The following is a 12,716-nucleotide window of genomic DNA, read 5'->3' as shown; positions in this document are numbered from 1 at the left end:
GAGCGTCCAGATCCGGCCGAATGGCCGGCTTCGGGTGCGGCACAGGGTTTCACAGGAGCAAGTCTATGAGCGACCAACGCAGGCAGTGGTTCGAGCAATTGGCCGGGAGCCACTGGGACGGTTTTCGCAAGGGCGTTGAGAAGGAAGGCTTGCGCGTCGATACCAATGGGTTTATCGCGCAGACACCGCATCCCGAGTCGCTCGGGTCGACCCTGACTCACCCCCAGATCACCACCGATTACTCGGAATCGTTGCTGGAGCTGATCACGCCGGTTTGCAGCACTACGGAAGAGTTGTTGCAGTGTTTGACCGACATTCACACCTTCGTCCAGATGAACCTGGGGGACGAGGTGTTGTGGGCCGCGAGCATGCCTTGCCGCTTGGACGGTGATGCGAGTATCCCCATTGCGGACTACGGCACTTCCAATATCGGTCGCCTCAAACATGTCTATCGGCAGGGGCTGGCAGTGCGTTATGGCCGGGTGATGCAGAGCATTGCCGGTGCCCATTACAACTTCTCCCTGCCGGAGACCTTCTGGAACGGCTGGCAGGAAACGCATAAGGACATTCGGGAAACGCAGGAATTCAAGTCCGAACAGTACTTCTGGATGATCCGCAATTTCCGCCGCCGTAGCTGGCTATTGATGTACCTGTTCGGCAGTTCGCCGGCGTTGGACGCATCCTTCGTGGCAGGCCGCAAGCATCACCTGATGCACTGGGACGACCAAACCTGGTTCGGTCCCTCGGCAACCTCTCTGCGTATGGGGGATCTGGGATATCACAATAATGCCCAGTCCTCGTTGGACATCTGTTTCAACCGCCTCGACAACTATATCCGGACACTGGATCGAGCCATTCATACCCCCTGGCCGGAATACGAACACATCGGTTTGCAGCGTGATGGCGAGTTCATCCAGATCAATACCAATGTCCTGCAGATCGAAAATGAGTACTACAGCCCTGTGCGCCCGAAGAGGACCACTCGGGTCGGCGAGAAGCCCGTACACGCCTTGCGCTCGCGCGGTGTCGAGTACATCGAGGTTCGCTGTCTGGACTTGGACCCCTTCGACGCCGTCGGCGTCAACGCGGCCCAGATCGATTTCCTCGACCTGTTCCTGCTCGACTGCCTTATGCATGACAGTCCGGTTATCGATGATGAAGAGTGCTATCACGTCGATCTCAATTACAAGGATGTGGTCGCTCGGGGGCGCGATCCCCGTATTACCCTGTATACGCCGGATGGTGCAGTGCGTTTGCAGGATCTCGGTATGCAACTGCTGGATGGGATGGAATCCCTGGCGGAAACACTCGATGGCCAGGACGGTGGGCGGCGTTACCGTGATGCGCTGGGTGTCCAGCGGGCGAAACTGTCGGATATCTCCCATACGCCGGCCGCCAGAGTGCTGGCCGAGATGCGCCAGGCGGGGCAGGGGCATGTCGACTGGACGCTGTCGCTATCGGCAGAGCATCAACGCAGGTTGCGGGAGCAGGGGCTGGCTGCGGATACCTTGAAACGCTTCGAGCAGAGCGCTCGCCAGTCCATCGCGGACCAAAAGGCGATGGAGGCGGCAGACACCCAGGAGTTCAGTGAATTCCTGGCGCGCTATCAGATGATCTGAACGGGCACCCTTCTTAGACTAAGGTCGGGAGGGTGATGTTCCCAGAATTTTGACTCCGTCACATCCCGCAATGTTGGCTGGCAAAAAGGGCCAAACTCAGTTGTTCATAATGTAATCAGGTGTTACTGTCTGTAACGACGCTTACATGGGGTGATAGGCGGCAGTTCGCTTATCTTGGTGAGAATCCAGTCTCTGTGCGGCGTAATAAAAAGAAACTATAAAGCAACGCCAAGCAACGGTGCCTTCTGCCGGAGCGGGGAATCTTTTATTGCTGCGTGTATAAACCGGGCGAAGGTAAGATGCGGAGGAGGCCGTTATGGCCAGAGACATCAGTCTGGGTTGGGATCTTGAATCACTGAATAAAGCATACCGTCAGGGCTATATGGCGGGCTTGATGGGTATGGAGCATGATCGCTGTCCGTATCGCAGCGATGTTGTGGCTGCTGCCTGGGAGGCCGGCTGGGAAGATGGCGCGGCGGCAGTCGTGGAAGAGCGTAAATCTGGAATTCGTATTGCCTGAGCGCCGGTGAGCGTTGCTGCTCGCCGGCCTTGCCTTACCCCGACTAGCGCTGCACGACAAAGGTGGTGAACAGTACGTTTTCCACCAGGGGTTTGCCTTCCTCTTTTTTCATCACTTCGTTGACGGCCTTCAGCGCCTCGCTGCGCAAGGCTTCCTGTCCTTTTGGCGTGGTCACTTCGTCCATTTTTGCATCGCTGAAAAGGAACACCAGCGCATTGCGGATCGCAGGTTGCTGTTGCTCAACCTGTTTCGCGATTTCCGATGACGCCACCCGCAGTGTGACATCCACCTTGAGATAACTCATGCGTTGCGACGGTTCGCCCACGTTGGTGACGAACGAGGGCTTCAGGTCGACATAGGTCGCGCTTGGTTTGGCTTCACCGCCACCTTCGGAGGCAATGGCCTGGCTGGATAACATCAGGGCAAGCATGAAGGAGAAAAACAGTCGAATCGGACGGGACATGGGCTTGCAGTTTTCCTTTTAATCCGGTTTTATCGGATACGCATCGCGGCACCTGGATAGAATAGCAGGCCGGCGATGGAACTCCACCGGTTCAATGACTTTAATACGGGACACGCTATGCCAACCAATCGACGATTGTTTGTACTGTATTTTTTGGGCTGTGCCGCCCTGATGGGCATTGCCCTGTATTTTCAGTATGGCATGGGGCTCGAACCCTGCCCGCTGTGTATGTTGCAGCGGGGCGCGGTGATTGCGGTGGGTGTCGTGGGGTTGGTGGCGGCGCTGCACAATCCGCGAGGATGGGGCGGTCGTCTTTACGGCATTTTCCTCCTGCTGTTTGCCGGTACTGGGGCGGGGTTGGCCATTCGCCAGCTCTGGTTACAGCACCTGCCCGCTGATCAGGTCCCTGCCTGCCTGCCGAGTTTCGATTATATGATCCAGGCTTTCCCCCTGGTTAAGGCGCTCTCGCTGGCCCTGCGGGGGAGTGGAGACTGCGCCCAGGTTACCTGGCGCTTTCTCGGGCTAAGTATGCCGGGTTGGACATTGGTCGCCTTTGTCGGTATGGCGCTTCTGGCGCTGTATGTCGTTCTTCGCCCCAAGGCATCCGCGCTTGCTGGCCGCATCTGAATCGGGTAATTTGATTTTATGGCAAGGTTTTGTCGATTAATGCTGACGCGCTGCTTTAACCCGCCGATACCGGGTTTCGCGTGCGGTTTGATTGGTCACAAAGTTGGTCGATAACAATAACGACATTCAGAGAGTGAGGGGCCCATGTTGGAAAACGTCAGCAGCGCAAAGGAGCGCTGGGGTGGTGTAAACGTCATGATCGATCGCTGGCTGAAGGAACGTCAGCAACTGATCGTGAACTACTGTCAGTTGAGTCGGGCAGATGATTTTGACTCACCAGAGAAACTGCGTGCCGCCCTGTTGGTATTCTGTGAGCTGCTGGTGGATTATGTTTCCGCAGGACATTTTGAAATCTATGAGCAACTGATTCAGGAAGCTTGTGAGTACGATGACGGCGGCCTGGAGTTGGTCAGTCGTATTTTTCCCCGAATCGAAGCGACAACGGAGGCTGCGCTGGAATTCAACGACCGCTTTGACGGTTGTGATGGGACTGGTGTGGGGTTACAGGATCTTTATCAGCATGTGTCGCAGTTGGGGGAAACCCTGGAAGAGCGCTTTGAGTTGGAGGACGTGCTGATCGAAGCCTTGCATACCGCTCATGCGGATAAGGTTGCCTGAGTCGCTATTTTGAAAAAGAAAAAAAGGCCGGCTTAATGCCGGCCTTTTTGTGTATCAGGTTTCCGCGTGGATGCTTACTCTTTCTTGCCCGCGTCGCCTTTCTTGCTGCTGCCCGCTTCGACCTTGATCAGGTCGATATCGAAGATCAGTGCCTCATTAGGGCCGATAGAGCGGTTTCCGCCCGGGCCGTAAGCCAGATCTGACGGAATGAACAGCTTGTAGTGACCACCCTGATGCATCAGTTGCAGACCTTCGGTCCAGCCAGGAATGACATCGGTCAATTCGAAGGTCACCGGCTTGCCGCGCTCGCGTGAGCTGTCGAAAACCTTGCCGTCGATCAGCGTGCCAGTGTAGTTGACGGTAACTTTGTCGCCGGGCTTCGGTGCAGGGCCGGTACCTTTCTTCAGTACTTCGTATTGAAGGCCGCTGTCAGTGGTTTTTACGCCAGCTTTTTTCGCGTTGGCTTTGAGGAATGCCTCGCTTTTCTTCTTGTTTTCGTCAGCCAGTTTCTTGAACTGTTCCATTTGCTTCTTACGCTCGGCCTGCTGGAATTCCTGCAGAGTCGTGCGGACTTCATCTTCGGTCATCTTGGGCTTGGCTGTCTTATCGTAGCCATCCCGCATACCTTCAACGAAAGCGTCCATTTTCAGTTCAGGAAGGTTGGCCTGCATACGCTGGCCAAAAACCAGACCCATGCTGTAGCTAACTTTGTCGTCCTTGTTCTTCAGATCAGTAGCGGCTTGTGCAGTGCCGATCCAGGCGGTTGAGACGAGCAGGCTCGCAATCAGGGACGCCGGAAGCAGGGTACGTTTCATGTCGTATCCTTTCGCGCGGGTGGATGTGACCCAGTAATGGGACTCTTGCGGGAACATAAGGTAGCTGTTTTCGTCCTCACATGCCAAGGGATAAGCGCTCAGATTTGGCGGGTACTCACTCTTTGAGGGCAAAATCAGTCGAATTCTATGCTGGAGCCGGGGGGTCTTGTGCCGGATAGCAGCGCGTGGCGCTCCTCGACCCGGCCGCCGGGTGTGCGCCCATCGGAAGAAGTATCAGACATGGGCGCAGGCGTTCCAGGGTTCTTTCCGGCGTCTTTCGGGGATGGTATCAGGTTGGTGTCCGGGTTGACCGTCAGTGGTTCCCAGTCATGATTGGCGGGCGGCTTGTCAGCGTAATGCCAAACTCCATTTTCCTGCCACTTATAGACGACATGTGGGCCGCCGTCCCTGATCGGCGGCGGAACCACGGATTCGAAGGACGGCAGCGGTGTGGCCGTAGACTCATTCTTCTTTTTCTGAAACAGTGCAGGCATGTAGGCCAGCAGTGCCACCGCCAGGATAAAGAGCAGTCGTAAAAGCCACTTGTTCACGATGCAGACTCCTCCTGCGTAGCGCTGCTCACGTCGAGTAATGACACCACCTCGTCGAGACGCAGCGAAGGGTGGTATGCCAGCATTAGGGCTTGCAGCAGGGCGGTGTGGTGGCTGAAATGTCGGGTTTTAGCCAGGGTCGTCAGGTTCATTGCCGCCAGTCTGGCCGGGTCCTGGCTGACTTGATGTGAGCTTTCGCCTGTTTTCATCGAAGTGTTAGGTCCGTCATCCGTGCTTTGGCGTATCCAGGATTCGTCGAAATGGCGATGCCAAAGTGCCAGTTCGATCCGCTCTGCTTCCAGCTCCGCCTCTGCTACCTTGCGTCGCAAGCCGAGGGTCGTGTCCTTCGACGCCAGCTCTCGCCGCATCTGGCGCAGGGGTGCGGTATAGATGTGCCTCCAGTGCGTGATTGCGGCCGGTTCGGCAGCGTCCCAGTGATGCCCACTATCCGCCCGCCATAATGCGACGATAAGGTGCGATACCACCCAGCCGTTATCCTGCAGGGCGAGGCAGGCGTTCTGTAGGGCTTCTGATCGCCACAGGTCGACCGCAAACCGCCAAAGCGGATTCTCCAATACCAGTGACGGGAGTTGATCGGTTAGATCCTGGGGCGAGGATTTTGTCGGTTGCCGGCCTGGGTTATTCATGCTGTCGGGGGGCTCTCGGTGAGGCGGGCAAATCCGGTAGAATGCCGCCATGCTGACATTCAATGACATTAGTTTACAACGTGGCGGACAGTGGTTGCTAGAGAGCGGCTCTGCCGTTATCCAGCCGGGCCAACGCGTGGCAGTGGTTGGCGCCAATGGTGCCGGGAAGTCGAGCCTGTTCCAGGTCGTTCTCGGTCATCTGCCGCTGGATAAAGGAGAGGTATCCCTGCCGGGGGGCTGCCGGATTGCGCATATGGCGCAGGAAGTCGCCGCCTCAGATCGCAGTGCAAGGGATTTTGTGCTCGATGGGCATCATGTTTTGCGCCGGTTGGAGGCCGAGCTCGCCGCGGCGGAAGCACGCTCCGACGACCATGCGGTCGCGCGCGTTCACGGGGAGCTGGAAACGCTCCAGGCCTGGGATGCCGCGCGGCGCGCGGAATCTCTGTTGCGTGGGCTGGGATTCAGTGACGAGCAGATGTCGCGGCCGGTACAGGCGTTTTCCGGGGGCTGGCGTATTCGTCTCAATCTGGCGCAGGCACTGATGATGCCATCCGATCTCCTGTTACTGGACGAGCCTACCAACCACTTGGATCTGGATGCCTGCTTCTGGCTCGAAGGCTGGTTGCGGAGCTATCCCGGAACCCTCCTTTTCATCTCCCACGACCGGGATTTCATGGATCGTGTGGCGACCCATGTGCTGCATTTTGACCAGCGCCGCCTCGATCTCTATACGGGTAATTACTCATCCTTCGAGCGCCAGCGCAGAGAGCGAATGGCGCAGCAGCAGGCCCAGTATGAGCAGCAGCAGGAACGAATAGCGGAAATTCAGCGGTTCGTCGCCCGGTTCAAGGCCAAGGCCACGAAGGCGCGTCAGGCACAAAGCCGCCTTAAAGCCCTGGCGCGGATGGAAGAAATTGCCCCGGCTCATATCGATTCGCCGTTTCGTTTCCGCTTTCCGGTGTCGCCAAAGATTTCCAATCCCCTGCTGAGTATCCGTGACGGTGAGGTCGGCTACGGCGAGACGGCGATTCTGCAGCATTTGAAGTTGACCTTGTTGCCGGGTAGTCGTATTGGTCTTCTCGGGCCCAATGGTGCGGGTAAATCGACATTGATCGATGTGCTGCGGGGAGCCCTGCCGTTGCGCCATGGCCAGCGGGTGGCCGGCGAGCACCTGTCCTGCGGGCACTTTGCCCAGCATCAGTTGGAGGCGCTGGATCTGGACGCCAGTCCGGTCCTGCACTTGCAACGTCTAACGCCTGACGCCAGCGAACAGTCGATGCGTAATTTCCTGGGTGGCTTCGGTTTCCCCGGGGAAGTGGCCTTGGGCGGCATCCGGCATTTTTCCGGAGGAGAAAAAGCGCGGTTGGCTCTCGCTATCGTCGCTTGGCAGAAGCCCAACCTGTTGTTGCTGGACGAGCCGACCAACCACCTGGACCTCGAGATGCGTCAGGCCTTGACCGTGGCCTTGCAGGACTTTGAGGGCGCGATGGTGGTTGTGTCTCACGATCGCCATTTGCTGCGCAACACTGTCGATGAGTTCTGGCGTGTCAGCGACGGCGCCGTGGCACCCTTTGATGGTGACCTCGACGATTACGAGCGTTGGCTGGCGGAACAGCGCCAGTCGGCTGGAGATCGGAATCGAACGGAGTCGTTGGCCGACAACAGCGAGCGCAAGGAAGATCGTAAGCTACAACGCAAGCTGGAGGCTGAACTGCGTCAGCGGTTGAGTCCGCTCAAGCGCGAGCTGGATCAGTTGGAGAACACGTTGGAAGGCCTGCAGTCGCGTCTGGCCGATATCGAAGAAGCGTTAGGGGACAGTGGCTTATACGAGGTGGAGCAAAAGTCTCGCTTGCAGGCGTTGCTGCAAGAGCAGACGGATTGCCGGCGTGCCGTGGCGGAAGCAGAGCAGCGTTGGCTCGAAGTCGGTGAGCGGTACGAACAGATGCAGGCCGAAGGCCTGAGCGCCTGAGGGCGATCAGGTCGGCTTTATGCTCAGTGTGAAGTCGATCTTGGACAGGTAATCCCGTTCGTTATTGAGATCGGCGCGGGTCAGGGGGCGATCTTCCAGCCATCGGGCCGGAATCTGGAGTTCCAGGTTCCGTTTTCCCGCCTTCAGCGTCATGGGGGGTGGCGGTTCCTGGTTGCGTGCATGCTGGAGCAGGACGGCCAAACGTAGCAGGATGCCCTGGCGCATCAGTTTCTCAACGGTTTCCTGTTCCATTCCTTCGAAAATGGCCGGGGCATATTTGCGGCGATGCCCGCGGACCAGTGTCGCCAAGGCCTGCTGTAACTCCTGGGAAAAACCGGCCATGTCGGAGAAACGGACCAGGTAGGCTCCATGCTTGTGGTACTGGGAGTGGGAAATGGCCAGGCCGATCTCATGGACGCGCGAGGCCCAGCGCAACAGGTTTTCGTCGTCCGGTGAATCCAGCCCCCAGATGTGGGCCACCTGCTGATAGGCGTGGATGGCGGTTTGTTCGACCGCCGCGGCCTGGGCGGTATCGATGTGATAGCGCTCCTGAAGTGCCTGGATGGACCGCTCACGGACATCCTCGTGCTGGATTCGTCCCACCATGTCGTAAAGCAACCCTTCGCGCAGTGCGCCGTCGGCATAGGCAAGGCGTTCGATTTGCAGGGATTCGAACGCCGCAAAGAGAATCGCAAAGCCCGCGGGGAAAATATTCTGGCGGTCTGCGCGAACGCCAAGCTCGCTCAGTTTGTCGACATGCCCCAGGTCCAGCAGGCGCTGACGGAGTTCCTTGAGTCCGGCAAGCGTGATGTCGTTGCCCAGCTTGAGGTTGTTGAGCACCACACTCAGCGCCTTGATCGAGCCGGACGAACCGACGCAGCTGTTCCAGCCGATTCGTTGATAACGGCGTTGGATGTTCAGCAGCTCCTGCGCCGCGTGGGTGATCGCCTGGTCCAGTTGTTTGCGGGTAATCTTGCCGTCGCTGAAATAGCGGTCGCGGAAGGAAATGCAGCCCATGTGGAGGCTTTCCAGTTCCTGGGCCTCGAAGCGTTCGCCAATGATGAATTCCGTGCTGCCGCCGCCGATATCGATGACCAGTCGCCGCCCCGCATCATCTGCCAGTGTATGGGAGACACCAAGGTAGATCAGTCGCGCCTCCTCGCGGCCAGCGATAACGGATACCGGATAACCCAGTGCCTGCTCTGCCCGATGCAGGAATTCTCGGGTGTTGCGGGCAACCCGCAAGGCATTGGTTCCAACGACCTGCACCGCCTCCGGTGGCATGCCACCCAGTCGCTGTGCAAAGCGGCTGAGACATTCCAGTGCGCGTAGCTGTGCCTCTTCGGTCAGTCTGTTGCCGGGGTTCAGGCCCGCCGCCAGCTGCACTTTCTCGCCCATTTTCTCCAAGGTCCGGATCTCACCCTGAACCAGGCGGGCGATCACCATGTGGAAACTATTGGATCCCATGTCGATGGCTGCCAGCAGCTCGGGGCTGTTACTGGCGGATTGAGGCCCCGTCACGTCTCTTGAAATCCTCTTTGCTGACCCTATAGTGGGAAAAGCCTGTCACGCCCTTGACCATTTTTGCGCCGGGCGGCGGTCGGCACTGCCGGTAACTATAAGCCAAAGCCCTCGGGGCTGTCAGTAACGGGGGTGGCGGTGTCATAATGGTAATCACCAGCTGCTACGTGAAAAGTTGGGGTAGTGTTTAACGGCCCTAACGGGTTAAATTGCGTGTGTAATGAGTCGGGGGCGACAGACTGGTCGTTAGCGTGATGACCGGCTGCCGTCGCTAACTGGGCTGTCATTTGACGCCCTTTACAGTCATGTATTATCGGGAAATGGCAATGAGCGGAAAGATTATCAACGTCAGTGATTCAAGCTTCGAGCAAGAAGTGCTTCAAGCCGACGGCCCTGTACTGGTTGATTACTGGGCTGAGTGGTGTGGCCCCTGCAAGATGATTGCGCCGGTTCTTGAAGAGATTGCCGATGAATACGAAGGCAAGTTGAAGATCTGCAAGCTCAACATCGACGAGAACGAGCAGACGCCGCCCAAATTCAATATTCGCGGTATTCCGACCCTGATGCTGTTCAAGAACGGCAATGTGGACGCCACCAAGGTAGGAGCACTGTCCAAGTCGCAACTGACGGCATTCCTCGACAGTAATCTCTGATCCTGCCCCAGCCGCACTCCACGGCCCGCTTCAGCGGCGACAGAGGGGTGCGGCAAAGCGATAACCTATGTTCCTTCCGTGTCCGCTGCAAAGCGGCCCGGTGTAACTGACCGTTCCAGGAAAGGCCTATGTCCCATCGTATGCCGTGTGTGGGTCTGGTGTTGGCCGGCGGAGCCGGTCGCCGTCTCGGTGGTGCCGACAAGGGGCTGCTGAGCGCAGGCGGCGAAACCTATGTTGCCCGTTTAGCGAGGGCGCTGGGTTACTGGACCGACGAACTCTTTATCAGCGCCAACCGGCACGCATCCGAGTATGCGGGCTGGGCGGATCGCGTCTTTGCCGACGAGAAATACCGTGGGGAAGGACCTTTGGCTGGCCTCTATACCGGCCTGCACAAGGCCGCGTCCCTGGGGTGGCATCATGTTCTGGTGGTTCCCTGCGATACGCCGGCGTTGTCCAGGTCGTTCTTCGAGCGGCTTGTAGGTGTGGCAAACGATCATCCGGGACGAGTGGTCGTGGCGACACTCGGCGGGCGGGTGCAGCCGCTGCACGGCATCTTCCCCGTGGCCATCCTGAGCCGACTGAGTGAGTGGCTGGAAAAAGAGCACCGGGATGCCCGGGGCTTCGTGCAGTCGCTACACCCTGTGCATGTCGACTGCGACGATCTGGCGAACGACTTCCTCAATGTCAATCGGGCCTTCGACCAGTCACGGATGGCGGCGGTGCTGGCTCGACGGGAAAGCTTGGGCGGCTGACTCAGTCAGGACTCAACTGCGCCTAGGGTGTGCCGGCGTCTATTTTGGGAGACCAGCGCTGGGCGCGGTCCCGGTCGCCATCCTTTTGTGTCACCCAGTGATCGCCTTCGGCACTGAGTTCCTTCTTCCAGAATGGGGCGCTGACCTTGAGGGCATCCATCACGAACTCGCAGGCGGCGAAAGCATCCTGTCTGTGCGCGCTGGCAACACCCACAAAGACAATTCTCTCTCCCAGTTGCAGCAGTCCGACCCGATGGATGATGCGGCAGCTCAATAAGTCCCAGCGGCCAAAGGCGTCGGCAACAACGGCTTCCAGGGCGCGTTCGGTCATACCGGGGTAGTGTTCCAGAAACAGCCCTTCGACGTCTTGTCTGTCGCCATGATTCCTGACCAGTCCGGTGAAGGTGCAAACAGCGCCTAGTCCACTGGCCTCCGCTTCCAGTGCCTGCTGCTCGGCGCCGGGATCAAAATCTTCATGCTGGATGCGAATCATCTCAACCTCCGGTCACTGGCGGGAAAAAGGCGACTTCGTCGCCGTCCACCACCTTGCTTGCCGGACGTGCCATCGTCTGGTTGATGGCGACCATCACGGGCGCGCCACCCGAAAATGCCTCGGCCCAGGCGGGGCCCCGTTGGCTCAAGTCGGTAATGATGTCTCCCGCCGTCGCGATGTGGTCGGCAGGCAGTTCGAGCTCGGCGGTATGCAGGCGTTCGCGCAGGCCGGCAAAAAACAGGATGCGTATCATGGTCAGTCCAGAAGTTCGCTGAAGGCGAGGTAGTCGACGAGGTCTCCCCGCTGAAGGATTTTGCCTTCGGGTATCACTGCGAGGCCTTCTGCCCAACTTGCTGCGCGCAGTGCGCCCGAACTTTGATTGGGATGTATGTCGACACGGAGGCCGTCTTCGCCCTGCACCAGCCGGGCCCTCAAAAAGTCCCGGCGCAGACCCGGGCGCTCGATACCGAAATTGGCCGGTAGTCTGTGGCACATTGGGGTGACCGGCCCCGTAACCCCCTGGGCACGCAAGAGGAAGGGCCGGGCGATTAGCAGGAAGGTCAGCAGAACGGCTGACGGGTTGCCGGGCAAGCCGAGCAGTGGACGGTTCCAGGCATGGCCGAAAGCAAGGGGTTTGCCGGGTTTCATGGCAATGCGCCAGAGCGCCAGTTCGCCATGTTGCGCTATGGCTTGACGGACGTGGTCTTCTTCGCCGACCGAAACGCCGCCACTGCTAATGATAATGTCGCTGCGTTGCGCCAGGGTTTCCAGTGCCTTTGAAGTGGCGTCGGCGGTGTCCTGAACGATGCCCTGATCGACCGTTTCGAACCCCAGGCGCTGGAGCAGCCCCTTCAATGTAAAGATGTTGGTGTTGTAAATCTGGCCGGGCGCCAGCGGTCGGCCGGGTTCGACGAGTTCATCGCCGGTGGTGAGAATGCCGACCCGTAGGCGTCGATAGACCTGTATGTCGCTCAAGCCTGCGGATGCAAGAAGTCCCAGCTCCTGCGGCCGCAGGCGTTGCCCGTGGGACAGGAGCGTTTCGCCTTGGGGGATATCGTGGCCGCGCAGGCGGATGTTTTGTCCGGTGCGAAGGTCTCGGGGTAGCTGAACGCAGTCACCGTTGAATTGGACGTCTTCCTGCATGATCACCGCGTCAGCTCCCTCGGGGATTACTGCGCCGGTAAAAATGCGAGCTGCGGTGCCCGGTGTCAGGGCTGTGGGCGCGTGGCCGGCGGCAATGCGCTGGCTGATCGGTAGCGGAGCATCTCCCACGTCGGCAATGCGCACGGCATAGCCGTCGACGGCACTGTTGTCGTCGGGAGGTATCGCCATGGGCGCACAAGGGGATTCCGCCAGGACACGGCCAAGGGCGTCGCCCAGGGAAATCCTCTCAGCGTCCGGTGGTGGTGGCGCCAGCTCGAGAATTCGACTCAGAGCCTCGTCCAGCGGCGTCAGCGTTGCGGGCATC

At 58.7% G+C, this 12,716-nt stretch carries 15 protein-coding genes; 7 read left to right on the top strand and 8 right to left on the bottom strand.

The genetic code is table 11. The features are described from left to right. Window positions 1-65 precede the first annotated feature (65 nt). Together gshA and rmf are read left to right on the top strand one after the other, a co-directional pair. Window positions 66-1,619 (top strand): glutamate--cysteine ligase, encoded by a 1,554-nt coding sequence (gshA, locus tag CLR77_RS17865; RefSeq protein ID WP_097462072.1) that lies wholly within the window; start codon window positions 66-68, stop codon window positions 1,617-1,619. Between the two features lie 316 nt (window positions 1,620-1,935). After that, a complete protein-coding gene (gene rmf, locus CLR77_RS17860) occupies window positions 1,936-2,139 on the top strand; it encodes a ribosome modulation factor (RefSeq protein WP_097462071.1) in 204 nt (67 codons plus the stop codon). A gap of 43 nt (window positions 2,140-2,182) precedes the next feature. Here the strand turns inward: rmf and CLR77_RS17855 are convergent, their stop codons facing one another. Beyond that, the gene (locus tag CLR77_RS17855) at window positions 2,183-2,602 is read right to left on the bottom strand and encodes a flagellar basal body-associated FliL family protein (protein ID WP_097462070.1); all 420 of its coding nucleotides are present in this window, start codon (window positions 2,600-2,602) and stop codon (window positions 2,183-2,185) included. Window positions 2,603-2,719: 117 nt separating this feature from the next. Between CLR77_RS17855 and CLR77_RS17850 the strand changes: the two genes are divergently transcribed. Further along, window positions 2,720-3,229, top strand: a complete 510-nt coding sequence (locus CLR77_RS17850; RefSeq protein ID WP_097462069.1) for a disulfide bond formation protein B — start codon at window positions 2,720-2,722, stop codon at window positions 3,227-3,229. Between the two features lie 144 nt (window positions 3,230-3,373). After that, a complete protein-coding gene (gene rsd, locus CLR77_RS17845; RefSeq protein WP_097462068.1) occupies window positions 3,374-3,847 on the top strand; it encodes a sigma D regulator in 474 nt (157 codons plus the stop codon). 74 nt (window positions 3,848-3,921) lie between these two features. Here the strand turns inward: rsd and CLR77_RS17840 are convergent, their stop codons facing one another. From CLR77_RS17840 to CLR77_RS17830, 3 genes are all read right to left on the bottom strand, one after another. Next, the gene (locus CLR77_RS17840) at window positions 3,922-4,662 is read right to left on the bottom strand and encodes an FKBP-type peptidyl-prolyl cis-trans isomerase (protein WP_097462067.1); all 741 of its coding nucleotides are present in this window, start codon (window positions 4,660-4,662) and stop codon (window positions 3,922-3,924) included. A 134-nt stretch (window positions 4,663-4,796) separates the two neighbouring features. Then, on the bottom strand, window positions 4,797-5,213 hold the full coding sequence (locus CLR77_RS17835) for a hypothetical protein (protein WP_097462066.1): 417 nt from the start codon (window positions 5,211-5,213) through the stop codon (window positions 4,797-4,799). Beyond that, a complete protein-coding gene (locus CLR77_RS17830; RefSeq protein WP_158227235.1) occupies window positions 5,210-5,860 on the bottom strand; it encodes a TIGR02444 family protein in 651 nt (216 codons plus the stop codon). The genes CLR77_RS17835 and CLR77_RS17830 overlap by 4 nt, the downstream gene beginning before the upstream one ends. Window positions 5,861-5,909: 49 nt before the next feature. On the opposite strand from CLR77_RS17830, the gene CLR77_RS17825 reads away from it, so the two are divergent. Next, window positions 5,910-7,829, top strand: coding sequence for an ATP-binding cassette domain-containing protein (locus tag CLR77_RS17825; protein WP_097462064.1), 1,920 nt, complete (start codon window positions 5,910-5,912; stop codon window positions 7,827-7,829). A 6-nt stretch (window positions 7,830-7,835) separates the two neighbouring features. Here the strand turns inward: CLR77_RS17825 and ppx are convergent, their stop codons facing one another. Then, window positions 7,836-9,350: an exopolyphosphatase gene (gene ppx / locus CLR77_RS17820; RefSeq protein WP_264754706.1), complete on the bottom strand. Its 1,515-nt coding sequence runs from the start codon at window positions 9,348-9,350 to the stop codon at window positions 7,836-7,838. A gap of 326 nt (window positions 9,351-9,676) precedes the next feature. Here ppx and trxA point away from each other — a divergent pair, with 326 nt between their 5' ends. Continuing rightward, complete coding sequence (gene trxA / locus CLR77_RS17815) at window positions 9,677-10,003, top strand: thioredoxin TrxA (RefSeq protein WP_097462063.1); 327 nt, start codon at window positions 9,677-9,679, stop codon at window positions 10,001-10,003. Between the two features lie 128 nt (window positions 10,004-10,131). Further along, window positions 10,132-10,755, top strand: coding sequence for a molybdenum cofactor guanylyltransferase (locus CLR77_RS17810; protein WP_097462062.1), 624 nt, complete (start codon window positions 10,132-10,134; stop codon window positions 10,753-10,755). A 22-nt stretch (window positions 10,756-10,777) separates the two neighbouring features. On the opposite strand, the gene CLR77_RS17805 is transcribed toward CLR77_RS17810, so the two are convergent. The 3 genes from CLR77_RS17805 to CLR77_RS17795 are packed head-to-tail and all read right to left on the bottom strand — an operon-like array spanning window position 10,778 to window position 12,715. After that, window positions 10,778-11,248, bottom strand: coding sequence for a molybdenum cofactor biosynthesis protein MoaE (locus CLR77_RS17805; RefSeq protein WP_097462061.1), 471 nt, complete (start codon window positions 11,246-11,248; stop codon window positions 10,778-10,780). A gap of 1 nt (window position 11,249) precedes the next feature. Continuing rightward, a complete protein-coding gene (gene moaD, locus CLR77_RS17800) occupies window positions 11,250-11,501 on the bottom strand; it encodes a molybdopterin converting factor subunit 1 (protein WP_097462060.1) in 252 nt (83 codons plus the stop codon). Window positions 11,502-11,503: 2 nt separating this feature from the next. After that, window positions 11,504-12,715 (bottom strand): molybdopterin molybdotransferase MoeA, encoded by a 1,212-nt coding sequence (locus CLR77_RS17795; RefSeq protein ID WP_097462059.1) that lies wholly within the window; start codon window positions 12,713-12,715, stop codon window positions 11,504-11,506. Window position 12,716: the final 1 nt, after the last annotated feature.

It is taken from the genome of Mangrovitalea sediminis (assembly GCF_002514725.1).
In the GTDB taxonomy this organism is placed as follows: domain Bacteria; phylum Pseudomonadota; class Gammaproteobacteria; order Pseudomonadales; family Oleiphilaceae; genus Mangrovitalea; species Mangrovitalea sediminis.
The sequence above is the reverse complement of the archived record's forward strand: the minus strand, read 5'-3'. Positions and strand labels throughout refer to the sequence as shown.

What these genes read in the sequence shown, in the direction of transcription:
- CLR77_RS17840 (WP_097462067.1), bottom strand. Translation starts at nt 4,662, where the DNA reads ATGAAACGTACCCTGCTTCCGGCGTCCCTGATTGCGAGCCTGCTCGTC.
- CLR77_RS17810 (WP_097462062.1), top strand. Translation starts at nt 10,132, where the DNA reads ATGTCCCATCGTATGCCGTGTGTGGGTCTGGTGTTGGCCGGCGGAGCC.
- CLR77_RS17795 (WP_097462059.1), bottom strand. Translation starts at nt 12,715, where the DNA reads ATGCCCGCAACGCTGACGCCGCTGGACGAGGCTCTGAGTCGAATTCTC.
- CLR77_RS17805 (WP_097462061.1), bottom strand. Translation starts at nt 11,248, where the DNA reads ATGATTCGCATCCAGCATGAAGATTTTGATCCCGGCGCCGAGCAGCAG.
- CLR77_RS17830 (WP_158227235.1), bottom strand. Translation starts at nt 5,860, where the DNA reads ATGAATAACCCAGGCCGGCAACCGACAAAATCCTCGCCCCAGGATCTA.
- CLR77_RS17855 (WP_097462070.1), bottom strand. Translation starts at nt 2,602, where the DNA reads ATGTCCCGTCCGATTCGACTGTTTTTCTCCTTCATGCTTGCCCTGATG.
- gshA (WP_097462072.1), top strand. Translation starts at nt 66, where the DNA reads ATGAGCGACCAACGCAGGCAGTGGTTCGAGCAATTGGCCGGGAGCCAC.
- CLR77_RS17825 (WP_097462064.1), top strand. Translation starts at nt 5,910, where the DNA reads ATGCTGACATTCAATGACATTAGTTTACAACGTGGCGGACAGTGGTTG.
- rsd (WP_097462068.1), top strand. Translation starts at nt 3,374, where the DNA reads ATGTTGGAAAACGTCAGCAGCGCAAAGGAGCGCTGGGGTGGTGTAAAC.
- trxA (WP_097462063.1), top strand. Translation starts at nt 9,677, where the DNA reads ATGAGCGGAAAGATTATCAACGTCAGTGATTCAAGCTTCGAGCAAGAA.
- CLR77_RS17850 (WP_097462069.1), top strand. Translation starts at nt 2,720, where the DNA reads ATGCCAACCAATCGACGATTGTTTGTACTGTATTTTTTGGGCTGTGCC.
- rmf (WP_097462071.1), top strand. Translation starts at nt 1,936, where the DNA reads ATGGCCAGAGACATCAGTCTGGGTTGGGATCTTGAATCACTGAATAAA.
- moaD (WP_097462060.1), bottom strand. Translation starts at nt 11,501, where the DNA reads ATGATACGCATCCTGTTTTTTGCCGGCCTGCGCGAACGCCTGCATACC.